This is a genomic window from Streptomyces sp. NPDC088747, from assembly GCF_044751025.1.
Lineage (GTDB): Bacteria > Actinomycetota > Actinomycetes > Streptomycetales > Streptomycetaceae > Streptomyces.
In genome coordinates this window covers 485431-507530 of the sequence record NZ_JBIVKZ010000004.1, presented here as the reverse complement: position 1 = coordinate 507530, position 22100 = coordinate 485431, and the positions used below count along the sequence as shown (strand labels likewise).

At 67.9% G+C, this 22100-nt stretch carries 18 protein-coding genes and 2 pseudogenes; 12 read left to right on the top strand and 8 right to left on the bottom strand.

The window, feature by feature from the left end; genetic code table 11:
• Nucleotides 1–449 precede the first annotated feature (449 nt).
• The 5 genes from ACIP79_RS13000 to ACIP79_RS12980 all read left to right on the top strand — a co-directional run bounded on the left by ACIP79_RS13000 (nucleotide 450) and on the right by ACIP79_RS12980 (nucleotide 4251).
• Nucleotides 450–911: a cupin domain-containing protein gene (locus ACIP79_RS13000; RefSeq protein ID WP_401222597.1), complete on the top strand. Its 462-nt coding sequence runs from the start codon at nucleotides 450–452 to the stop codon at nucleotides 909–911.
• Nucleotides 912–1011: 100 nt separating this feature from the next.
• Complete coding sequence (locus tag ACIP79_RS12995; protein WP_401222595.1) at nucleotides 1012–1371, top strand: hypothetical protein; 360 nt, start codon at nucleotides 1012–1014, stop codon at nucleotides 1369–1371.
• A gap of 159 nt (nucleotides 1372–1530) precedes the next feature.
• A complete protein-coding gene (locus tag ACIP79_RS12990; RefSeq protein ID WP_401222594.1) occupies nucleotides 1531–1998 on the top strand; it encodes a nitroreductase family deazaflavin-dependent oxidoreductase in 468 nt (155 codons plus the stop codon).
• Nucleotides 1999–2050: 52 nt separating this feature from the next.
• The gene (locus ACIP79_RS12985) at nucleotides 2051–2944 is read left to right on the top strand and encodes an alpha/beta hydrolase (protein ID WP_401222592.1); all 894 of its coding nucleotides are present in this window, start codon (nucleotides 2051–2053) and stop codon (nucleotides 2942–2944) included.
• 764 nt (nucleotides 2945–3708) lie between these two features.
• Nucleotides 3709–4251: an alpha/beta hydrolase gene (locus ACIP79_RS12980; protein WP_401222591.1), complete on the top strand. Its 543-nt coding sequence runs from the start codon at nucleotides 3709–3711 to the stop codon at nucleotides 4249–4251.
• Nucleotides 4252–4804: 553 nt separating this feature from the next.
• On the opposite strand, the gene ACIP79_RS12975 is transcribed toward ACIP79_RS12980, so the two are convergent.
• The 3 genes from ACIP79_RS12975 to ACIP79_RS12965 form a co-directional block, all read right to left on the bottom strand.
• Nucleotides 4805–5080 (bottom strand): hypothetical protein, encoded by a 276-nt coding sequence (locus ACIP79_RS12975; RefSeq protein ID WP_401222590.1) that lies wholly within the window; start codon nucleotides 5078–5080, stop codon nucleotides 4805–4807.
• Nucleotides 5081–5790: 710 nt separating this feature from the next.
• Entirely contained in the window at nucleotides 5791–7248 is a 1458-nt protein-coding gene (locus ACIP79_RS12970; protein WP_401222589.1) for a carboxylesterase/lipase family protein, read from the bottom strand.
• Nucleotides 7249–7335: 87 nt separating this feature from the next.
• The gene (locus ACIP79_RS12965; RefSeq protein ID WP_401222588.1) at nucleotides 7336–8823 is read right to left on the bottom strand and encodes an MFS transporter; all 1488 of its coding nucleotides are present in this window, start codon (nucleotides 8821–8823) and stop codon (nucleotides 7336–7338) included.
• Between the two features lie 134 nt (nucleotides 8824–8957).
• Here ACIP79_RS12965 and ACIP79_RS12960 point away from each other — a divergent pair, with 134 nt between their 5' ends.
• The 3 genes and pseudogenes from ACIP79_RS12960 (at nucleotide 8958) to ACIP79_RS12950 (ending at nucleotide 10408) form a co-directional block, all read left to right on the top strand.
• Entirely contained in the window at nucleotides 8958–9521 is a 564-nt protein-coding gene (locus ACIP79_RS12960; protein ID WP_401222586.1) for a TetR/AcrR family transcriptional regulator, read from the top strand.
• Nucleotides 9522–9801: 280 nt separating this feature from the next.
• Nucleotides 9802–10164, top strand: a pseudogene (locus tag ACIP79_RS12955) (IclR family transcriptional regulator C-terminal domain-containing protein); the annotation flags it as partial.
• A 37-nt stretch (nucleotides 10165–10201) separates the two neighbouring features.
• Nucleotides 10202–10408, top strand: coding sequence for a hypothetical protein (locus ACIP79_RS12950; RefSeq protein WP_401222743.1), 207 nt, complete (start codon nucleotides 10202–10204; stop codon nucleotides 10406–10408).
• A gap of 538 nt (nucleotides 10409–10946) precedes the next feature.
• On the opposite strand, the gene ACIP79_RS12945 is transcribed toward ACIP79_RS12950, so the two are convergent.
• Together ACIP79_RS12945 and ACIP79_RS12940 are read right to left on the bottom strand one after the other, a co-directional pair.
• On the bottom strand, nucleotides 10947–11486 hold the full coding sequence (locus ACIP79_RS12945) for a sortase domain-bontaining protein (protein WP_401222584.1): 540 nt from the start codon (nucleotides 11484–11486) through the stop codon (nucleotides 10947–10949).
• A 652-nt stretch (nucleotides 11487–12138) separates the two neighbouring features.
• Nucleotides 12139–14838: an alpha-L-rhamnosidase C-terminal domain-containing protein gene (locus ACIP79_RS12940; protein ID WP_401222582.1), complete on the bottom strand. Its 2700-nt coding sequence runs from the start codon at nucleotides 14836–14838 to the stop codon at nucleotides 12139–12141.
• A gap of 290 nt (nucleotides 14839–15128) precedes the next feature.
• Here ACIP79_RS12940 and ACIP79_RS12935 point away from each other — a divergent pair.
• Nucleotides 15129–15415 (top strand): annotated as a pseudogene (locus ACIP79_RS12935) (ABC transporter ATP-binding protein); the annotation flags it as partial.
• A gap of 67 nt (nucleotides 15416–15482) precedes the next feature.
• Here ACIP79_RS12935 and ACIP79_RS12930 read toward each other — a convergent pair.
• The 3 genes from ACIP79_RS12930 to ACIP79_RS12920 all read right to left on the bottom strand — a co-directional run bounded on the left by ACIP79_RS12930 (nucleotide 15483) and on the right by ACIP79_RS12920 (nucleotide 18224).
• Nucleotides 15483–16160 (bottom strand): hypothetical protein, encoded by a 678-nt coding sequence (locus tag ACIP79_RS12930; RefSeq protein ID WP_401222581.1) that lies wholly within the window; start codon nucleotides 16158–16160, stop codon nucleotides 15483–15485.
• Complete coding sequence (locus ACIP79_RS12925; protein WP_401222741.1) at nucleotides 16157–16843, bottom strand: transposase domain-containing protein; 687 nt, start codon at nucleotides 16841–16843, stop codon at nucleotides 16157–16159. Before ACIP79_RS12925 ends, ACIP79_RS12930 begins: the two co-directional genes overlap by 4 nt.
• Nucleotides 16844–17498: 655 nt before the next feature.
• Nucleotides 17499–18224, bottom strand: a complete 726-nt coding sequence (locus tag ACIP79_RS12920; RefSeq protein ID WP_401222579.1) for an SDR family NAD(P)-dependent oxidoreductase — start codon at nucleotides 18222–18224, stop codon at nucleotides 17499–17501.
• A gap of 418 nt (nucleotides 18225–18642) precedes the next feature.
• Here ACIP79_RS12920 and ACIP79_RS12915 point away from each other — a divergent pair, with 418 nt between their 5' ends.
• The 3 genes from ACIP79_RS12915 (at nucleotide 18643) to ACIP79_RS12905 (ending at nucleotide 22091) form a co-directional block, all read left to right on the top strand.
• Complete coding sequence (locus ACIP79_RS12915; protein ID WP_401222577.1) at nucleotides 18643–19665, top strand: LacI family DNA-binding transcriptional regulator; 1023 nt, start codon at nucleotides 18643–18645, stop codon at nucleotides 19663–19665.
• Between the two features lie 235 nt (nucleotides 19666–19900).
• A complete protein-coding gene (locus ACIP79_RS12910) occupies nucleotides 19901–21145 on the top strand; it encodes an extracellular solute-binding protein (RefSeq protein WP_401222740.1) in 1245 nt (414 codons plus the stop codon).
• 1 nt (nucleotide 21146) lies between these two features.
• Entirely contained in the window at nucleotides 21147–22091 is a 945-nt protein-coding gene (locus ACIP79_RS12905) for a carbohydrate ABC transporter permease (RefSeq protein WP_401222575.1), read from the top strand.
• The last annotated feature ends 9 nt before the right edge of the window (nucleotides 22092–22100 follow it).

The following is a 22100-nucleotide window of genomic DNA, read 5'->3' as shown; positions in this document are numbered from 1 at the left end:
CGTGGAACAGGTACATCTCGTCTTCGGTGACCGGCACGAGGCCCGTGTCGGTCGTAGCTCCACCCTAGACACGGTTTCCCCGCGGGTAGTGCGCGGGCACAGCCCACGCACGCAGTGATGCCGTGTGGGACCGGGCAGCGGTTTGGGTCGACCTTTGCCATGACGAGTTGCTCCTGGTACCGCTGTCCCTCAAGAGCCGGGTGATGATGTATTCCGCAGTGTCCTTTCACGTCAAGGAGCGGGAAAGCTGACCGGAGACGGTTGCGCGATGCGTCATACGAGCCCAAGACCCGGCTGGCCTGTGACATGTGCCTGTTCTCCAGGCGTTCACTTGCACCGGACGCCCCGCTCTACGCGACGTGGGTCGGCACCAGCACTTACCACGAGGACCGTCCGCGTCCCTTGGCGCTCTGCCTGCCGAGCGCCCGCATGGTGAATGGAGTCTGTCCATGAGCATGGTTTACCTCGCCCAACCCGCACAGCAGCAGCAACTGGAATGGCTGGACGGCGGCACCCTGGCGATGCTGCTCGACGGCAAGGCCACTGACGGCCAGCTCATGATGGGGCGCTTCGATGTCTCCATGGGTGAGGCCCCGCCCTATCACCAGCACACCCGGGAGGACGAGGTCTTCCTGCTGCTCAAAGGGACCGCCCTGGTGTGGTGCGACGACCAGGAGTACGAACTCGCCGAAGGCGGCGTGGTGTTCCTGCCCAAGCTGATCCCGCACGGATACCGCATCACCTCCAAGAAGGCCGACTTGCTGATGATCAACACGCCGGCCGGCATCGAGGGGATGTTCCGGGAGACCGGCCGGGACAAGTCCTCGCTAAGGCCACCCGGTTTCGAGGTGAAGCCCGACCCCGCCCTCGCCGACAAGTACGGCAACGTCATCGTGGGGCCGCCACGCTGACCGATCCGCTTTGCTTCGGGCGGGCGAGCGGCCTACTGGCGCATGGGCGGCTCGCCTCGCTTTGGCGTGGAGCCACCGAGCGGGGCGGAATGGTGCGCATGTGCTGGCGGACAAGGCCGAGGGCGTCGCCGAGCAGGGTGACGTCCTCGCTGCTCAGGGGGGTCGTCAGGAGACGCTGCACCACCTGGACGTGGCCGGCCATCACCCGGCGGAGCAGAACTTTGCCTCGACCACGCCCGCCGACGCGATCAATGAACCCGTCGACACGGTGCTCAACCTGGTGGCCGCGGCTGGATCCGACATCGCGGCGTCGCCGGGCCTGATCAGGACCGGCGGCGTGATCGTCGCCACGGCGACACCCGCGACGGGCGACCCCGACCGCGGCGTGTGTGCCGTTGCCATGCAGCTACGCACTGACGCCGACCGACTGGCGAGCCTTGCCGCGCTGGTCGACGCCTGAGAACTTCGCGTCGATGTGAGCGCCAGATACCCGCTCTCGGAGGCCGCGACCGTGCACGAGCTCAGCACCGCCGGCCGCATCCGCGGCGAGGTCCTTCTCACCCCGACTCCCTGACCGCCGGCTTGCAGGTCCCTGACGGACCGAGACGGAGTGCACACGATGTCCGACCCGAACACGATGAACGCACGCACCATCGCTGAGTTCCGTGCCCACCACGGGCGCGTCGGCGGCGCTTTTTCCGGAGCGCCGCTGCTCCTGCTGCACACTGTGGGCGCCCGCTCCGGCGCCCTGCGGATCAACCCCATGATGTATCTGCCCGACCGGGGACGCTATCTCGTCGTCGCGTCCAAAGCCGGCTCCGACCGCAACCCGGACTGGTACCACAACTTGCTGGCGAGTCCCGACGCGCGGATCGAGGTGGGTGACGAGGTCCACGCCGTGCACGCGGTCGTACTCGAGGGGGACGAACGCGACTCGGCCTTCGCCGAGCAGGCTCGCCGCTACCCCGGCTTCGCCGACTACCAGCGCAGGACCGAGCGGATCATCCCTGTCATCGCGCTGACGCCCACAGACCTGCCCGGCGCCCCCGCGGCGTCGCCGCCGGTCCGCCCCCAGCCCCATTCCTGACGAGCCCTCATCCTGAAGAGCCGGAATTCTGAAGAGCACGAAAGGCACCATCATGACTCAGCAACAGCGTGAAATCCTCGACGGGCTTCTGCGGCACGGCCCTCTCGACGTCGGTGGTGACGTCACCGAACAGCGGGCGGTCTTCCACGAGATGATCTCCTCGGTGCCCCTGCCCGGGGACGTCTCGGCCGAGCCGGGAGAGCTCGGCGGCGTGCCCGTTGTGACCGTCGCGACCCCGGGAGCCGACCCGTCGGCCGCCGTGCTCTACTTCCACGGCGGCGCGTACGCCCTCGGTTCGGCTGCCGACTCCGTCGGTCTGGCCGCCGACGTTGCTCGGCGCGTGGGTGCCAGGGCCGTCTCCGTCGACTACCGCCTCGCTCCCGAGCACCCCTTCCCCGCCGCCATCGACGACGCGGTAGCCGCCTACCGCGCCCTGCTCGATCAAGGCGTTCCCGCGTCAAGGGTCGCGTTCGTCGGCGAGTCCGCAGGCGGCGGCCTGGTGGCGGCGGCCCTCGTCGCGCTCAAGGAGACCGGCCTTCCGCAGCCCGCCTCGGCCGCGGTCTTCTCCCCCTGGGCCGACCTGACCGTGTCCGGCCACAGCGCGACCGGCAAGGCCGCGCTCGACCCGGCCCTCACCCCTGAGGCCCTCCGCACCAGGGCACGCGACTACCTCGGGGAACACGACGCCGCCACGCCCCTGGCCAGCCCCGTCCTCGCCGACCTCACCGGCCTGCCGCCGTTGCTCGTCCAGGTCGGCTCGCACGAGATCCTGCTCGACGACGCCATCCGCCTCGCCGCCCGTGCCGCCCACCACGATGTGGCCGTCGAGCTGCAGGTCTGGCCCGAGGTCCCCCACGTCTTCCAGGGCTTCGCCGCCCTCCTGGACGACGCCGGCCAGGCACTCGACGCGGCCGCCGCGTTCATCAGGCGCCACTGGGCCGGCTAGTCACGGGCTCCACTCGACCGCGACTCCGTGACGTGCGTATCGCGTCTCTGCGAGGTCCGTCGAACTCGTCCCCCCGACGACACCGCCGTCCGGCCAACCGACCACCGGGCCGGCCCGGTGGTCGTCCGCTCGACCGGCTTCAGAGAAACGGCCCGCGATGAGGACGGTCACGCCGTTCTGATCAGCTGTGCCGGCCGGTTCCCCGCCAACACCTTTGAGGAGATCTCTCCGAAGGAGTATCGGCGCCTGCTCGGCATCGGCCTGACCGGCTCCTACCTGATGGCCCGCGCCTATCTGCCTCCGAGGAGCCGGGCGGGATCGGCCGCGCGCGGAACAGAGCAGAGAACAGGGAGGCGCCGCACAAAGACAAGTAGATGGTCCTGGCCTGCGTCTTTGCCGCATCGACACAACATCAGGAGGAGCGCCTTGCTCGACCTGAGCAGCAATGACCTGTCCGAAGGGTTCACCCGCAGACACATCACGGCCAACGGGACCAGCCTGCACGCCGTCGTCGGCGGCACTGCGAGGCGGTGCTGCTGCTGCGCGGCCGGCCCGCAGACCTGGCGGGCCTGGCGGCACCTCATGCGGCCCCTGGCCGACCAGAGACACACCGTCATAGCCCCCCGACCTGCGAGGGCTGGGGCTCTCCTCACACGCTGACGGTGGTTACACCAAGGACAACCAGGCCGAGGACATGCGGCAGCTGCTCAGACAGCTCGGCGTGACCGGGCCCGCGCGCCTGGTCGGCCCACGACATCGGCGGCATGGTCGCTTTCCCCTACGCCCGGCTCCACCCCGGCGAGGTGCAACGGCTTGCGCTGATCGAGCTCGCCGTGCCCGGCTTCGGGCTCGAGCAGGCCATGGACCCGGTCGGGGGTGGCTCCTTCCACTTCGGCCTGTTCACGACGCGCGACGTGCCGGAGCTGCTGTTCCAGGGCAACGAACGGGCCTTCTTCCAGTGGTGGCTCCCACGCCTGTCGGCCGCTCCCGGCGTCTTCACACCCGCGGAGATCGACGCCGTCACCGCCTCCTACCGGGGACGCCCGGCATTGCGCAGTGGCTTCGAGCACTACCGGCCCTTACTCAAGGATGTCCGGTTCAACCGCGCCTGGCCCGACGACGGCGGGAAGCTCGACGTGCCGCTCCTGACGGTCGGCGGCCGGCACAACGTCGGCACCAGACTCGCTGACAGCCTGCGCCCCGTAGCACCGCACCTGCACTCCGCGGTGATCGAGGGCAGCGGGCACTTCGTGCCCGAGGAACGCCCCCAGGCGCTTCGGGACGAACTGATCACCTTCCTCGCATAGACCCACAAAGTTTGTGATATCGCGGAGATCACTTCCAAGCCGTTGTCGGTGCCCTACGCGGGGTTCGGGATCCTGATGCTCGTCTTCCTCGGGCTCGCGTTCGCCGCCCCGGAGACCGCCGCCCAGTTCGCGCAGCGGCCTGCCCGCTTCTCACTCGGCCGAGCCGGCCTGCGACGTTTCACCGCCGCCTCGGCAGTCGGATTCTGCGCCTTCGCCGTCTCCGGACTGTTCTCCTCGCTCGGAGCGATCATCATCCACGGGCAGCTGGGGCTGACCTCCGTGTTCTGTGCGGGATGGGCACGTTTGCCGTCTTCGCGGCCTCAGTCATCTCACAGATCGCCCCACGAAAGCTCGCTCCGGGATCGATGACGATCCTCGGCGCAAGCTCTCACCGTCGTGGCCCTGCTGCACCCCGCTCTGTGGCTGTTCCTCCTCGCGGCGGCCATCGCCGACGCCGGAGCCGGCCTGCTGTTCAAAGCCGGACCTGGCGAGTCGGCAGTCGCTGCGAGCCCGGAATCGCGGGCGGGAGTGCTCGCGGTCTTCTTATCATCAGCTACCTCGGCATGGGCATCCCGTCGGTGCTGTCCGCCCGGACAATCCGCTCCGTTCCCCTGGTCACCATCATGATCTGGCTCGCGTCCGTCCTGGCAGCGGCCGCCATCGTCTCCACCGCCGTCGGGACGGCAAAGCCGCGGTCGCACAGGCTAGTGCTGTTCCGCGCACGTTCGTGGAGGTCCACGAGGTCCACGAGGTCGTCGCGGCCGGAGAAGTCGTGGTGGCGCAGGACCCGGCGGGCAACGGCAGAGAAGTACAGCTCGATCTGGTTCAACCAGGAGGCGTACGAGAGGTCCGGTGCGTAACCCGGCGGGGGTGTGCGACCAGCCACCTCTTGGTGTGTTCCGCCGTGTGACAGGACCCCTCGTCCTGACCACGTGAACGTCCCTGACCAGGGCGTTGACCGCATCGAGCTGGTCGAGAAAGGCGGTGAAGGCCGCCGCGTCGTTTCGGGGGCGGTGACCTCGGTGAGGATCCCCGCCGGTGAGCACGCCCGGAGCGGCTACCAGGGGCACGGTGCCGCAGCGTGGTACTCGAATTCCCCGCGGGGCTTGCCGGGGTCGGGCGGAGTGCGGTGGGCCTGGGGGCGTCGGGAGCGGGCGGCGATCGCGGTCCGACGGCGTGCTGACCGCGTCGCCGCGGAGGACGCACGCCGACTCGCCGAGGTGCTCGACCTCCTGGACCACGTACCCACCGACCGGGGTGGTGCCGCGTCATCGATGCTCCCGGGGTGTGGTCGGCCGACGACCTGGCGACGCTGACGTGGTCGGTACCGGCGGAGGTCCGCTCGTGGGAAAGCCTGGCCGCCGCCCGGACGACGGAGCGGGCGGCTGCCAATCACTCGTACTCCCTCCAGCAGGGCCTGTCCCCGACCTTGCGGACGGTGCCGCGCTTGGATGCGGCACCGTCTCCTGTCTGCCGGCCTCCAGCAACAACGACCGAGGGGAGATGGTCGGGGACTTCTACGACCTGTTCCACGCCCGGTCAGGTGAGCGTTTTGAGAGCGTTGGGGGTCTTGGCAAGGCCGTCCGTGCACTCGTGGGAGTCGTGGTCGAAGACCATGGTGCGGCGCTCTCCGATGGTGTAAGCGCTCCAGCCCGGGTTGGCACCGTAGGCGAAGCGGACGAGGGCGGTGTGCATGTGCTCGGCCATGTGCTGGGGGGCGTCGGGGCCCAGGAGTTCGGGGGCCTGGGGTGCGCTCAGGTGGTCGAAGACGAAGGGGAGATCGGCGCAGTGGACAGCGCCGAAGAGGGGGGTGGGCCAGGCGGATTGGTAGGTGTAGGTGGGGATGCCGGCTCGGGCGGCGGTGTCGGCGATGTGGCGGGCGGGGCGCCGGAAGGTGCGGTCGGTGAGTGCTTGGGCCAGTGCGTTGCCGCAATTGTCGTGGTCGAGTTCCCTCAGGTACGTAGCGAGGTCGTCGGCGGTGAATCCGAGGTTCGCCATCCCCTTGAGGCAGGCGTCGGTGCTGGGGGCGTCGGTGAGGTCGCCGAGGATGAAATTCCATTCCTGCGTGGTCGTGCCGATCAGCAGGGTGTCGACGGCGTCCGGGCGCGCGAGTGCTTCATCGGGTGCGGTGGTGACGACTTCGCCGTCGAGGGTGGGCTGCCAGCGCAATGCGTCTCGGCCGGCCTGGCGGGCGCGTTCGTCGGCGCTCTCGGCGGGTGCCTGGACTTCTCCGGGCAGCCAGGCTTGTTCGAGGGCCATGCGGCGCGCGGTCGGCGCGGCGGAGATGGCCTGGCGGGTGGGCGGGAGGCCGAGCTGGTCGGCGAAGTCGGCGGAGAGCTGACGCATGCGCTCCAGCGGTGCGAGCAGGGGGGTGCCGGCGCTCATGACGGCCAGGCGGCGGAACAGGCCGCGGGCGCCGGGGGCGCCGGTGAGGGCGAGGGCGGCCGTCGCGCCGGCGGACTGTCCGGCCAGGGTTACGTTGTCGGGGTCGCCGCCGAACGCGGCGATGTTGTCGCGTACCCAGGTCAGGGCGGCGATGATGTCGAGCAGGGCGCGGTTGGCGACCCGATCGTCGAGGATCATGAAGCCTTCGGCGGCGAGGCGGTAGTTGGGGGTGACGAAGACGACGCCGTCGCGGGCGAAGGGGGCACCGTCGTACCAGGGGCTCGCGTTGCTGCCGGTGAAGAAGCCGCCCCCGTACAGCCACACGATCACCGGGGAAGGTCCGTCGCTGCGGGTGGGGGCGTAGACGTTGAGGTTGAGAGCTTCATCGCCCGCGATGACGGGGTCGGGGAAGAGCTCCTGGCCGACGTGGGGGTGGGCCGGGCTGGGGCCGTAATCGGTCGCCTCGAAGCAGGTCGTGAACGGCCGGCGTGGCTGGGGGACGTCGAAGGCATGGCCCGGGTAGGGCGCGCGGGCGTAGGGGATGCCGAGGTATGCGGTGTGGGTGTCGCGCGGCGTTCCCGCGATCGGTCCGCAGCGGGCGTTGACTATCACGTGGGTTCTTCTCTTTGACGATGGTGGACAGGCATGAGCATGGTCGTGGGAACTTGGGACGGGGTGTCGCGGTCCTGGTGCGGGCGGTCAGCCGGCGTTGGCCGGGTCCGTCGCGGGCGCGGTGTCCTGCGCGGGCTTGAGCCGCAGGGCCAGGGCGGCTATGCCGAGGCCGATGACGGCGAGGGCGTAGAAGGCGATGCGGTAGCCGTCCACGACGGCCGCGTCGCCACCGCTGGTGCTGTGGCTGGTGACAGTGGTGGCGACGGTGACCAGGGCGGCCAGGCCGAGGGCTGCGCCGAGCTGGCGGCACATGTTGATCAGCCCGGAGGCGACGCCGGCGTTGCGGGGGTCGATGCCGCTGGTCGATGCGACGATCGCCGGCATCATCGTCAGGCTGGTGCCCGCGCCGACCACCACGGTCGGCAGCAGGACGTGAGAGACGTAGTCGGAGTGAGTGGGAAGCTGTCCCAACCAGGCCAGCCCCAGGGCGGCGACGATGCCACCGATCACCACCAGGCGCCGGGCTCCTACAACGGGGATCAGCTTCTGGGAGAGGAGAACTCCGATACTGATGACGGCGACCATGGGCAGCAGGGACAGCCCGGTGCGCACCGCGCTCTGGTCCAGGACCTGCTGCAGATACAACGAGAGGAAGAACAGCGGCGCGGTGATGACGGCACCCATGCACAGCGTGAGGACGTTGCCCATGCGCACGTTAGCGATGGAGAAGATCCCCGGCGGGATCAGCGGCTCGCCGCTGCGGCGCTCGATGACCACGAACGCCGCGAGCAGAAGCAGGCCGGCCACCAGAGCGACGATCACCGGGGTGGCCCCCCAGCCCGCGTCAGGTGCGGCCGACACGCCGTAGACGAGTGCGGCGGCCGACAGCGTCACCGCGATCGCGCCGGGAAGATCGATACGCGAGCGCCGTTCCCCGGTCGCGGTCGGCGCCAGGCACGCCAGGCTCGCGATCAGCAGGCCCACGCCGATGGGCACGTTGACCAGCATCACCCAGCGCCAGCTCACCGAAGCAAGCAAACCACCGATCACGATGCCGGTGGCCCCCGCACTGGAGGCAGCGACCCCCCACCACGTCATCGCCCGCGTGCGCTGGGACGGCTCGGTGTGGCTCGCGGTGATCAGACTCAGACTCGAAGGTGCCAGCGCCGCCGCCCCCGCGCCCTGCACCACCCGGGCCGCCAGCAGCATCCAGCCGTCCTGCGCCAGCCCGCCCACCAGGGAAGCCACCGAGAAGACGACCAGACCGATCTGGAAGACACGGCGGCGCCCGAGCAGGTCACTGGCGCGCGCGGCGAACAGCAGCAGACCGCCGAAAGCGACCAGATAGCCGTTGACCACCCACTGCTGGGCAGAGGCCGACATGCCCAGACCGGACTTCATCGCCGGCAGGGCCACGTTCACGATGGATGAGTCCAGCACCACCATGAACTGGGCCACGCACGCCACAGCTGCGACGGCAGCGAGCGGGATACCGCGCTTGGCCACTCCGTGCGAGGGATCCGTTGCCGACGCGGATGCGCCAGCGCTTAGGGAGGGGTGTGACTGGATGGGCATGGCCCTGCTCCTCAACATTTCCGGACAGCCTGTCCGCCAAGTGTAGGGCGATAGTGGATAGGCTGTCCACTTGCGGAGTGCTGAGCCTGTGACGAGTGGCTTACCCGAGCACAAGAGCATGCATGGAGGAGTTCATGGAGACGAGCAGGACGGCGTTCCCGAAAAGGCGGGCGGCCGCAGAGCGCAACCGCGGCAAGATCCTCGATGCCGCACGGGAGGCGTTCGCCGATCCCACCCCGGACATCTCCATGGCTGAGATCGCCCGCCGTGCGGGGGTGGGCATGGCCACCCTGTACCGCAATTTCCCCGGCCGGCAGGAACTCCTGGAAGCGCTTTACGCCGACGAGGTCGACCAGATCTGCGACGCGGCCACGCTGCAGTCCGGCCAGAGCCCCGCGGCCGCCCTCACCGCCTGGCTGCGTCTGCAGATCGCGTTCATCCCCCACAAGCGGTTGATCATTTCCGAGCTGCTGGAGCACACCGACCGGGACGGCATCACCAGTCATCGCGCCCGCGCCGTAGAGGCGGGCCGTCCCCTGCTGGCCGCGGCCCAGGAGGCCGGGCAGATCCGCGACGAGCTCACCCTGGAGCAGATCTTCGACCTGATCGTCGCCATCGCCAAGATCAACGAATCACCCGGTTATCTTCAGCCTCTCTTCGAGACCGTGCTCGACGGCCTGCACCGAACGCCGGGATGACGAGGCCACAGGCTTTGACGCACCGCACCCTGAGTACTGCCCTGAGCTGCTTACGGGCCGGCCCTGTGTCCTCAGACGTGAGCAGCGGGGTGACTGTAGGCACGTCAGCCGCCCCCGCTACGGACGGGTTTCGCCTCCACTCTCGAAATGGTGAACGACACGCCACCCTCGCCCCCGGCGGTCCTTCTCGCTGGGTGCGTTTGTGGAGCAACCCGCCACCGGCCCGGCGGTCACACATGTCGGAGCCAAGAACCTCGGTCTCACGCGCGTCGCCGACTGACTGCCCGTTGGCTGTCGGCCTCGGGGGTCCGCCGCTGCTCACGCCGGATCGGACCTGATCGCCGCGGCGGGTTCACACGTCACCGCACTGCGCGACCGCTGCGGGGAGACGTGCGGCATCCATGTTCGCCAGGGCGTCACCCGGGTCGCCGTCCTTCAGGTCGCGTCCACCCGCTCGACCATCTACTGCGGGCACGTCGGCCAGGCCATGCCTCTGCAGGCCGGCGCGGCGGGCAGGGTGTTCATGGCCTACGAAGAGCGAGCACGCCAGGCCACACTCGCCGACGGCCTCGTCGCCTACACCCCGCAGACCATCGCCGACCCGCAGTCGCTGGGCGAGGACCTCGCTCGTATCCGCCGCCAGGGGCTGAGCCTTCGCCGAAGAGGAGCGCGCATCCGGTCTGAACTCACTGGCCGCGCCCATCTTCGGACCGGGCGAAGTCCTTGTCGCGACCGTTGCGCTGGGCAGCCCGGCGTTCAGACTCACGCGGGCTGTGGCGGAGAATCTCGTCGCAGATGTCACCGGCTGCGCAGACACGATCTCGCGCGGCCTCTCTGGTACGGCGGCACCAATCGCCCCTAACGAGTTGGTGCGTACTAGTGGGTGAGGCGTCGTGCCTGGCTGGTGGCATGATCTGATTGTGGCGATCATGGTCAATCGGGCAGTGCTGGCGCATCAGCTGTTCACGGGGATCTCGCAGCATCATCTCGCCTGCCTGATAGCGGAGTTGGCGGCGCCATGGCAGGCTGGCCTTGAAGGCCGGATACAGCAAGGTCAAGGGCATGAACGCACTGCTCGGCATCGTCTCCGCACCTCTGGCCGTCCCGGTGATCGTCGCCACCGGGTTACGCAAGGGACCCGCGAACTCTGCCCGCGGGGCGGCTCGGTGGCGGCAGGGTCGGCCGCCACCGGGACGGTCGGGCGCACCGAACTGACCTATGGCCTGTTCGGCCGGCCGCGGCGGTGATCTACTTCCACGAGTCCGCCTGACCCGGAACATGTCGCCGGAGTCCTCAGTCCAGCACCGCGAAGACGATCAGGTTGTTCACGGCATGGCCGCTGGTGTCGAAGGCGCCGTCGCAGGTGATCAGCCGCAGGGCGTGATTCCTGGTCGCGCCGTAGACCTGCCGGGTGGGGAAGGTCCTCTAGCTGACACTCTGGGTGCGTGTGACCGAGAAGTGCGTCGCCTTCCCTAGGACGTCGGTGACAGTGATGTCCGCGCCCTTGGCGATGTGCCGCAGATCGTGGAAGACGGCCCTGCCGTAGCGAGTGGAGTTGTGGCCGATGATGACGGCCGGTCCGGCCGCACCGGGCGTGGGGCCGCCGGTGTACCAGCCGGCGGTCATCCCCCTGTCGGGCGGCGGGACTTCGACGGTTCCGTCCGCCTGGAGACCGAGTCTCATCAGGGGTGCGGAGATGCCGAGGGAAGGGATGGAGACCTTGGCGGGCGCCGGCGCCCGGGATGCCGCGGGTGACCGCTGCCCCGCGCCAGGCGCGGGGACGTCGGCTGCGGCAGCGGAGACCGTGGAGGGAACCGCAGTGGGAGCGGAGCCGCTGGACGCGGGTGAGCAGGCGGTGAGTACGCCGAGTGCCGCAGTGACGGCGAGGCATGCGGGCACGGCGCGGGAGAGGCGGGCGGGCGCCGGTCGGCCGAAGCGCCGTACCGGAGAGGGGTCAAAGGACACAGCGGGCTCCAGAGCAGGACGGGAGGCAGACGCGGTGTCCGCGTCAGCGGGCGCGGTGCTCGGCCGAGCGACGGCGGACGATCACGGTGCCGGCACCCGCGAGCAGCAGGGCGGCGGCCGCGGAGCCGACGAGGGGCAACGTCGCTGCCGCCGTCGGCGGCCCGCGTCGGTGCTTCGCCTGCGGCGACCGCGCCCCGCGGGGCCTTGGCCGCCTTCTTGGCCTGGGCGGCCTTCTCGGCCGCCGCCGACTGGTCCCCCTGCCCCCGGCGGCGTCGGCCTTCTTCTTGGCTTCGGCCTTGGCGCGCAACTGCGAGGCGGTCGGCGTCGGCGCCTTTCCGTCGGCGATGGCCGCGGTGGCGTTGTCGAAACATGAACAGGCCGCGGAAGTCGCCGTCGACGCGGCGCAGCCGGCGCCGCTCGGACGTGTAACCGAGCAGCGCCGACATCACCGCGAGTGTGAGCAGTTCTGTGTCACTCATCCTGGGCGCGATCCCAGTCTTCGGACGCCAGGGAGCCAGCCACGGCGAAGCCTTCAACTCGTCGTCGAGCCGCGCATGGAGTGCCGTTGCGAGGGTGTCCAGGTTTTTTCGTCACACATCGACATCGGGCGCCCTCGCGACATGTCCGCAGGCGACCGCTTGGACTCATTCATCTAGAGGGATGTGACCCTGTAAGTGCCGCCCTTTTTCACTTTCAGATGGACGTACCCGGAGTCGAGCCGGCCGTCGGCGACTCCGGCCGCGGCGGTGAAGGTCCCGTGGCGCCACACCACCCTGCCGTTGACCGCGACGCTGCGGGCGCGGCCGGAGACCGGGACCGCGATGGTGCCGCTGGTGCCCCTGGGTGCCTCGACAGTCAGGCTGAACCGGCCTGTGCCGGCCCCCGCGGTCCAGTCGGCGTCGATGCCGCCGTGCGGGGTGGAGACCCTCCCCCGCGCCCAGTCGAGGTCCCCGGGGTGGGGCTGGACCGTCCAGGTCGCGTAGCCCGGTGTGTCCGGACGGATGCCCAGGACGTAGCCCGACAGCGCCGAGGTCGGCGCGGTGGACCATCCGTGGGAGAGGCTCGTCCCCGCTCCCAGGCCGGGCGTGCCGTCGCTCCCGGAGATGTTCTCCCACATGGTCCCGGTCTGGTACGGGCCCGGGGCGATCATGTGGCCCCAGACATCGTGCAGGAGTTCCTGCGCGTTCGCGGTGTCGCCAGCCGCCAGGCGGGCCTGGAGTTCGAACCCGCTGATGAAGGGACTGACCAGCTCCCGGTATCCGGCGCCGGGTGAGAAAGGGAGCGGTCCGTACGGGGTGCTCCACAGCTTCGACTTCAGCGCGGCCAGGATCTGCGCGTGCTTCGAGGGCGGCGCAACTCCGTACAGGACGGCCATGGCGTTGGCGTCCTGCGCGTACCCGGACTGGGTGTCACTTATCCTGTACAGCCCGCTCGCCGGGTCGTAGAGACGATCGTTGATGCGCGTCCTCAGCCTCTCGGCGTCCGTCCGGTAGGCGGCGGCCTGCGCGGTCTCTCCCGCGGCGGTGGCGAGTGCGGCGCCGTCGGTCAGCGTCTTGTAGTAGAGGATGTTGTAGGCGGAGACCTCGCCGCCCTTGTCCCTGTCGTAGAAGTTCCAGTCCGCCCCGTCGACTCCCGCTCTGGTCGCGAACAGGCCGTTCGCGTCGAGCCGGGTCGCGTTCCAGGCGAGCTGGCGCTTGACGACGGGCCACTGCCGGGCGACGAACGCCCGGTCACCGGTGTGGAGGTAGTAGCTCGCGAGGCCGGTGACGAAGTACATGGAGTACGTGGCCGAGTACGTGGTCGTCTCGCCCGGGACGAGCGGTCCGAGGTGCGGCACGGCCGCCGGGTGCAGGGCGCCCGGAACGAACCCGCTGGCCAGTTGCCGGCTGCCCAGCAGGTCCAGGGACTGCTTGACGTACTCCGGCTTGTTCACGGAGTAGTAGTCGGTGAGGCCTTCGAGCAGGATATCCCCGCTCCAGATCGCACGGTCGCGCCTGGCTCCGTCGAGGACCGAGGCCAGCGCGTTGGACCCGGGCGGGGTGAAGTCCGCGAGGGCGGCCGGGGTGTTGAGCGGGTTACTGTAGAGCGTCCTGCCCGTGCCGCTGACGACGGTGAGGTCCTTGAAGGCCGCCTTCTCGTCGCCGAACTCACGAAAGCCCACGGTCCCTGTGGGGAAGGCGACGGCCCCGGCGGGTAGGGACGAGGTGTCGACGCGGTCGATCTCCCTGCCGTCCAGCGAGACCGTGATGCCGGTCCCGGCTGCCGTGGTCGTCACGGTGTGCCAGGTGCCTTCGTCGACGGCAGACGACAGTGCCACGGAGCCGAGGCTGGTGTAGGCGCCGTCGCGCATGCTGAACTTCTGCAGGGTGTTCGGGGGGCCGCCGGTGTCCGTGCTCCCGTCCAGGATGAACAGATAGCCGTTCTGCGAGTTCTGCGCACGCACCATCCACCCGGCCTGGTTGTGGAGGATCTTCGTCCGGAAGGTGGCCGTGTAGTCGGTCCAGGAGGTTCCACGGTCCAGGATCCCGGCACCGTCGTTGATCTTCGAGCCGTCGGCGTTCAGCGCGCCGTCCTGCAGGGACCAGCTTCCGGGGAGGGAGCCGGCCGGAACGAGATTGGTCTGCAGGGTGTAGGCACCCGCGTACCAGATCTTGTTCAGTTCGTCGGAACTGGAGAGGAAGTGGCCCCCGTACTCGTCGGCCTGGGTGCGGTCGGCGATGTAGTTGATGCCGACCTTGCTCAGCGTGAGGCGGCCGGGGGTGGAGAGGGTGATCCGTTCGTACCGCTCGCCTCCCTGGGTGAGGCGGTTGGTGAGGGTGCCCGGCCCGGAGACCTGATAGCTGTTGGAGCGGGAACTGTCGCCGTCGGCCCAGGGCGGAGAGCCGTCGCCCGACGGGCTCATGTACGGCAGGCCCTCGCTGTACGCGGCGTTCAGTGTCGGGGATCCCGATGCGGCTGAGACGGTGAAGTAGGGGAGGCCGCCCACCTCTTGGCCGTAGTCGAGCAGGACGGTGGGCGCTTCTCCGCCCTCGGTGTAGGTGAGTGTTGCTCCGCCCGAACCGCCGCACAGCAGGTTCCGGGCGCCTTCGACCGTGCCCGAGGTGCTGACCACGGAGACCGGGCAGACGTCGGGACTCTGGGGCGTGCGGACGTACTCCCGCCAGTCGGCGGGCACCCGCGGCGCCTTGGACCCGCCCGCCCGTTCCGCGGCGACGGGAGCCGGCGTCGACGCCGTGGCGGACGGCGCCATCGGCTGGACGAGGACCGCGAGGATGAGGACGAGGCCCAGCGGGAGAGCCGCTCCGGTCGAACCGCGTCTGCCGGGCGGACGCCTTCTGCCATGGATTCGCATGCACACTCCGAGGTTGCGGGTGGTCCACGATCCGGCCTGCGCGCCGCGCGACGGCGCTCCGCCGAAGCTGCGTGCGGAGGGGTGGGGCCGGCGCGAGGGAGGAGGGATTGAATCGATTCAATCAATTGGTGCAAGACGCAAAGTATGCAAGGGCCGTACGCGCGTCAACCCATGGCGCAGAATCCGTTCCAGTCATGGGGGCCCCGGTAGATCAAAAGGAGCTCATTTTGCGCTTCAGGCGGCAACCAGCTTTGCTCGTCCAAGGAAGTCAGCTGGTGCCCTGCAGGGGCCTACGCAGGGTCGGCATTGCCTAGGCCCTCGTCAACGACCCATTGATCCTGCTGCTGGACGAGCCGATGGCCGGCCTGCGGGAGTTCGGCACGGACACGTGCGCGGTGGTCTCGACCCATCCGGTGAAGGACGTCGCCGCCGCCTGCACCGAAGTGGTGCTCTTCGCCGAAGGTTGACTGGTCTTCCAAAGGGCTCTCCGGACGAACTCGCCTCGGTGGGCGGCCCGGAACACATGGGCGACAGTCCACTGGAGCGCGGCTACTCGGCTCTATTGCTCAACACCTAGCAGGACGGGGCGCTTGATGAATATTCGTTTTCCACGTATGGGCCGGCCTTGGCCCAAGGCCGGGTAGTTAGCGTTTTCGCATTTCACGCAAGGGGTGTTGGGGTTCATGCCGTGGCGGCGTAGAGGCCGGGACCGAGTTTGTGGATGAGGCCGGTCTCGGCCCATCTGGAGAACTGTCGATACATGGTTTCCATGGTGATGTCGCCGAAGTGGGCGGCGATGTCTCGGGGGCGCCCGAGGCGGGTTGGGTCCTTTCGAGCAGGGCCAGGATCCGGTGACGGCGGCGGTCGGCGGGGGCGGTATGCCGGTCATCGCGGGAAATGGCGGGGAGCTGAGGGTGTGATTCCGCAGGCTCGAGGATGTTGATATCGAGACCGGTGATGGTGCGGCTGGTGTCGGGTCTGCCATCGTCGTGGCGGGTGCTGTTGCGGGAAATCGGTGACTTGACCTTGCGAGTGCTGACCCGCTGGCGCCGGGGCGGATGGAGACGGGCCAGGATCCGGTGCCCGATCAGTCCGAGGCGAGCGGCGTCGGCGGGGTCGGTGATGACAGCGGCGGCCTGGACGAGCTGGTCACGAGCGGTCTGAAGAGCAACGGTAAAGCACCAGCGGTCCGGATCGGTGCCGGCCAGCGCCTCCGCCGCCTCGACCATTACACTCCGCAGTGCCTGGTGGAGGGTGAGCAGGGCCCACATTGCCTGCTCGATTCCGGCCGGGTCGCCCGAGCGCAGGTTGCGGCCGCTCATGATCGTGTGGCGGAGCGTGTAGTACGCCGATTCGTGTTCCCACGGTTGGTGATAGAGCCTCGCCAACACGGTGGCCGGGTGCGTCGATGACCCGCACTTTCACGGCGCCGATCACCGACAGATAGGAGCCGTCGACGAGGCGGGTGAGGACCGGCAGGCGCCGGTTGCTGCGAGCCGTCCCAGGACCTGGGCGCCGGTGTCGGTGACCTGGCGCGAGGAAGGCGTTGCTGTCGAATCCCTTGTCCCACAGCATCAGCATGTCCAGCCGCAGCAGATGCCAGCCGGCGAGCGTAGCTCGTCTCGCTCTCGGCGGTGGGCCCGAACACGGCCCCGACCAGGGCCCGGCTGCCGGTCTCCGTCAAAGTCATCAACTCCAGCGTCGGATAGCCATGATGCGAAGTCCTCCCCAGCCAGGCACGGTTCCGCTCGGAGTCGGGAACCCTCAGCGAACTGCAGCCGTCGAACCACACCACCCGGTACGCACCGAAACGCACTCCTGGCGTCGTCGGACGGGCCAGCAACCCGGCCAGCAGCTCGAACAACGCCCGCACCGGCGCACTGCCGATCCGCCGGCGCAGGTCACGCAATGCTTTCGCCGACGGACAGACCACGGGCATCCCGGACAGACCCGCGGTCAGCTTGTTCCAGACGAGGCGATAACCGACCTCGGGGAACAGGCACATCGCCAGGAGGAAGTAGACACCGACCCGCGACGGCAGCTCAACGCAGCCGCCGCTGTACAGCTCTCGTCTCCGCAAGGACCGCGTCCACGAGCTCGAACGGCACGACCGTCGTCAGCTCTCGCAGATGTCCCGGCGCGAACCGGCCCCCGGCCACCGTAGCCGTGTGGGTGATGGTTGTCAGTGCGGGCGGCACGACACAAGGTGAAGGCAACGGAGCTCCTCGAAAACAAGCTGTCTTGGTCGATTGCCTGTACCAACGAGCTCCGTTGTCTTGCGTCAGAAATCCTACAACTGGCTTGCGTGACCTGCGAAAACGCTAACCACCCGGCCTTGGGTCAAGGCCCGCTCTCGCAGAAGCGGGCAACCAGACTCTCGCGAGGTGCAACGGGACTGATCGAAACGGCGGTGACGGCCACCACCGCCACCCAGAAGCCGACCGGTTCCTCGGGCCTGGGCCGAAATCTCTCATCGCCACCGAAAGGCCGTCAGTGGCACCGCTGATGTCGTCACCGCAGCAACCCAAGCCGTCTCTGTTCGAATTCTGAGCTGGGCAAAAAACCGAAACGCCACGGGTCTTCACGTCATGACCGGCTCAGCAGTAGGTAATGGGGGCGGCCACGTGCTCGGGGACATCTCGGCATCGTCGCCGGTGTCTTCACATGACGACCACTGCGTTTTTCCCGCCGTCCACGGTCAGTGTTGCTCCGTTGACGTACGACGCCTGGGGTGACACCAGGAACCGGATCACGTGCGCGACCTCCTCGACGTCTCCGCCACGCCCGGCAGGCAGCGAAGCGAGGTAGGTCCCGCACATGTGGCGGATGCCCTCGTTCACCGGAGTGAGGATGAAGCCGGGATCGACGGAATTGATCCGGACGCCTCTGGGACCGTACTCCGCAGTCCACGACTTGGTCATCATGGACAACGCCGCCTTCGACGCCTGGAAGGCGGCGGTGCCGGCAGTGGCCATTGAGGTGCTCAGGCTCCCCACGTTGATGATGGCCCCCCTGCCACGCTCGGCCATGGCCGGGGCGAAGGCACCCGTCAGCATAAACGGCGCCTTGGCGTGGAGGTTGAACGCGGCGTCGAACATCTCTTCCGGAGTGGACTCGGTCGGTGCGAAGCCCCCGCCACCGGCGTTGTGCACCAGCACATCAAGAGGACCATCGACGGCCTCCCGTACTTCTTCAACCAGCTTGCGCACTGACGCGGGATCACCAAGATCGGCTATCAGATCAATCGCACGGCCGCCTGCGGACTCCACAGACCGACGGGTCTCGGCAGCGCGATCTCGATCCCGACCCGTGACGATGACCGAGTACCCATCCTGCGCCAAGCCGACCGCCGTAGCACGACCGATTCCGCTGGTCGAACCAGTCACCAACGCCCATGACCCACCCGAAGGGGAAGTCCCCGCCCGCTCGGCAGGAGGCAACTCTTCCGCTGGGGCGAGGCGAACCACGTCGGACCGCACCCGGAGCCAACGACCACGCCGCGTGTGCCTCAGAACTGATCATTCAGACGGTGGCGGTCGCCACCCAACCGAGGCCACCCAGCTCTTCAGCAGCCGACAGCCCTGCCATGACCCGCTGCGTGCCACACCGACCCCGCCCCCTCACTCCGTTCGAATTGCGAGCTGAACCCAAACGCATACCTGGGATCGAAAACAGGCACGAGGGACCGGTGTGTGGACATGAGGGCTCGCGAGCCAGCACGCGCACGCACACAGCAGCGCAAGAGTCTGCTGACTTTTTTCCTTAAACTGATCGCATTTTGCGTAGTCGATGTATCGTGCCCTCATGACATCGAAGCTGATGCAAGTGGCAGAGTTCGCCGGCGTGGGCCAAGTGACGGTTCGACGCGTACTGAACGGCAGTCCCGGCGTGGCCGAGCCCACCCGGGAGCGAGTCCTCCGGGCCCTGGACGTGATGGGGGTCAAGCGTCCGACGGCTTTGGCCGTTGAGCGCTCACCCCTGGTGGGTCTCGTGATCCCGGACCTGCAGAACCCGATCTTTCCGGCCTTCGCGGAAGCCCTGGCGGGGCGCCTGAACAAGCGCGGATACATTCCGATCCTTTGCACCCGCACAGCCGATGGAGTGTCCGAGGCGAACTACATCGAGATGCTACTGGCGCAGAACATCGGCGGGATCGTGTTCGTCGGCTCCAGCTACGCCGATGCCGGCGTGGAGCAGGGCCTGGCATTGAAGGAGCGTCGGGTTCCCCTGGTGCTGGTGAACGTCGCCGACGAGAACCTCGAGGTGGCCCAGCTGGCGGCCGACGACACCCAGGCCGTTGAACAGGCACTTGTGCACCTGCAGCGCATGGGGCATGAGCGCATCGGGCTGGTGATCGGCCCCGGCGGGCATCTCCCGTCCTCCCGGAAACTCAGGGGGTTTGCTCAGTTCTGGCAGGCCAGGGGGGTGCCACGGGATGTGTGGATGCCCTGGGTCGAGCACACCCGGTTCTCCTTGGAGGCGGGAGCCCATGCCGTTGCGGGTCTCCTCACCCAGGGGATCACAGCCGTGATTTGCGGCAGCGATACGCTCGCTCTTGGAATCGTTCGTGGCGCCCGCCGTCAGGGACTGCGGGTCCCCGAGGAGTTGTCGGTCGTGGGCTTCGACGACTCAGCGTTGATGAGTGTGGTCGACCCGCCCCTCACTACATGCCGACAGCCGGTGGCGGCGATGGCCGAAGCGGCCGTCACCATGCTCGTGGAGCAGATCCAGGGACGTCAGGTAACCCCTGGCCTGGCACTTTTTCAGACCGAACTGATCGTTCGGGCGTCGACGACGCGACCGAGCGCAGCCAGACTGTCTGTGTAGGCTTCCGAATTCTTGCAACATATTATTGACTTCTTACATGGCTGACTCCTAACTTCTGCATGTCCGCTGGCGCTTCGGTTGCCGGGGTTGCAAGCACAGCGCATCGAGGGAAGGCAGATCTGTCATGGGTGGAACCCGGAGCCGCCGCAGGTTCATCAGTGTGGGCATAGCCTGCGTTCTCGGCGGAGGGCTGGCCGCTTGCGGCGGTTCTCCCTCCGAGGGCGCCAAGGACGGCGTGGTCACCATCTCGGTCAATGGCATGCCACCCAAAACCCAGCCGGTGGACCGCAAGTACTTCGAGCAGGACGTCAAGGACTTCGAGAAGGAACACCCCAAGATCAAGATCGATGCCCGTGAGGGTCAGATGGATCCGAAGACCTTCTCGGCGAAGCTGGCCGGCGGCCAGCTGGAAGACGTCTACTACGTCTACTTCACCGATCCGGCAGGGCTCATCGAGCGGCGCCAGGGTGCGGAGATCACCGAGTACGCGAAGGACATGCCGCACTTCAAGGACATCAAGCCCGAATTCCTCGATGTGTTCAAGGGACCCGACGGCGGTCTGTACGGCCTGCCCAACGGGCAGTACTCCCTCGGCCTGATCTACAACCGCGCCCTGTTCGAAAAGGCCGGCCTCGACCCCGACAAGCCCCCCACCACATGGGAGGGGGTCCGTGAGGCGGCCAAGAAGATCACGGCGCTGGGCGACGGCACGGTCGGCTACGCCGACTACAGCAAGAACAACCAAGGCGGCTGGCACTTCACATCGTGGGTCTACTCGATGGGTGGCGACATCGCCCTGCAGAAGGACGGGAAGTGGAAGGCCGCCTTTGACAGCGAGGCCGGCCGCAACACACTCCAGATGCTGCACGACATGCGCTGGACCGACGATTCGATGGGCTCGCGGCAGCTGCTGCAGATCGATGACGTGCAAAAGATGATGGGCTCCGGAAAGCTTGGCATGTATATGGCTGGCCCGGACAACATCCCCACGATCGTCAAGCAGTTCGAGCGTGAGTACAGCGAGTACGGCGTGGCCGCCATGCCCGGTGAGGCCACCCTCGGTGGCGGCAACGGTTTCATGTTCAACCCGAAGGCGACACCGGAAAAGATCAAGGCCGGTATCGAATGGGTCCAGTGGAAGTATCTCAACCCGGACCGCACCGAGTTCGAGGACAAGCGGGCCTCCGGCAATGACGTGCCCATCGGTCTTCCTCTGGACCAGCTCTTCAACGGCAAGGCTGCGGCCGAGCAGGCCCGTGCGCACGCGAAGTACGCCAACGTGCCGCAGGGCAACTACAAGCCGTTCGTCGACCGGAACGCCCACCTCGATCAGAAGGTCGAGCCGCCAAACGCACAGCAGATCTATACCGTCCTGGACGGCGTCATGCAGGCTGTTCTGACCAAGGAGGATGCCGACCTCGACCAGCTCCTGGTGGACGCGGCCAAGAGGGTCGACGCCATACTCGCGACGGTCCGGTGACATGGCGGCTCCGACTCTCGTCCGGGAACCGAAGACCTTCCCGAAGTCGCACAAGGCCGGCACGAACAACCCGAGTACGCGTCGGCGCCGCTTCCGTGAGCACCTTGTCGCCTACGGCTTCCTCGGTGCAGGCGTGCTCTGTTTCGCGCTCTTCTCCTGGTATCCGATCGTCCGAGGCATGCTGCTCGGCTTCCAGGAAGTGACGTTCTCCCAGCCTGCCGTCTGGGTTGGCTGGGACAACTACCTTCGGCTCTTCGACGACCCGCTCTTCGCGACGGCGTGGAAGAACACCGGCTACTTCACCCTCCTCGCCCTCGTCTTCGGGTTCGCCGCCCCCTTCCTCACCGCGGTTGTCCTCAACGAGTTCCGCCACGCGCGTTCCTACCTCCGGATGACCGTCTATCTTCCGGTCATGCTGCCCCCGATCGTCACCATGTTGCTGTGGCGCTGGTTCTACGATCCCGGCCCGGGTCTGTTCAACAATCTTCTCGAGACCCTCCATCTGCCGGCTCAGCAGTGGCTCGAGTCGGAGAACTTGTCCATGATCTCCCTGGTGCTGGTCTCGACCTGGGCCAACATGGGAACCACGACCCTCATCTACCTCGCAGCTCTCGGTTCGATTCCCGGCGAGATGTACGAGGCAGCCGAGCTCGACGGTGCTTCGATCCGCCAGCGGCTGTGGCACGTGACGATTCCGCAGATGCGGTTCATCCTCATGATCACCCTGCTGCTCCAGGTCATCGGCACCATGCAGGTCTTCATCGAGCCGTATGTGCTCACCGACGGCGGCCCCGACGACGCCACTGTGACCGTGCTCCTGCTGCTCTACCGTTACGCGTTCGTCTACAACGACTTCGGCATGGCCAGCGCCATGAGCACGGTGCTCTTCATCGTCCTCGGACTCTTCGCGGCGGTCTATCTCCGACTGACCCGCAACAAGGGCTGAAAGGAACGG

Coding starts and splice junctions, on each gene's coding strand:
- ACIP79_RS13000 (WP_401222597.1), top strand. CDS start 450: ATGAGCATGGTTTACCTCGCCCAACCCGCACAGCAGCAGCAACTGGAA.
- ACIP79_RS12990 (WP_401222594.1), top strand. CDS start 1,531: ATGTCCGACCCGAACACGATGAACGCACGCACCATCGCTGAGTTCCGT.
- ACIP79_RS12985 (WP_401222592.1), top strand. CDS start 2,051: ATGACTCAGCAACAGCGTGAAATCCTCGACGGGCTTCTGCGGCACGGC.
- ACIP79_RS12980 (WP_401222591.1), top strand. CDS start 3,709: ATGGTCGCTTTCCCCTACGCCCGGCTCCACCCCGGCGAGGTGCAACGG.
- ACIP79_RS12965 (WP_401222588.1), bottom strand. CDS start 8,823: ATGCCCATCCAGTCACACCCCTCCCTAAGCGCTGGCGCATCCGCGTCG.
- ACIP79_RS12960 (WP_401222586.1), top strand. CDS start 8,958: ATGGAGACGAGCAGGACGGCGTTCCCGAAAAGGCGGGCGGCCGCAGAG.
- ACIP79_RS12940 (WP_401222582.1), bottom strand. CDS start 14,838: ATGCGAATCCATGGCAGAAGGCGTCCGCCCGGCAGACGCGGTTCGACC.
- ACIP79_RS12930 (WP_401222581.1), bottom strand. CDS start 16,160: ATGAGCGGCCGCAACCTGCGCTCGGGCGACCCGGCCGGAATCGAGCAG.
- ACIP79_RS12925 (WP_401222741.1), bottom strand. CDS start 16,843: ATGTGCCTGTTCCCCGAGGTCGGTTATCGCCTCGTCTGGAACAAGCTG.
- ACIP79_RS12915 (WP_401222577.1), top strand. CDS start 18,643: ATGACATCGAAGCTGATGCAAGTGGCAGAGTTCGCCGGCGTGGGCCAA.
- ACIP79_RS12905 (WP_401222575.1), top strand. CDS start 21,147: ATGGCGGCTCCGACTCTCGTCCGGGAACCGAAGACCTTCCCGAAGTCG.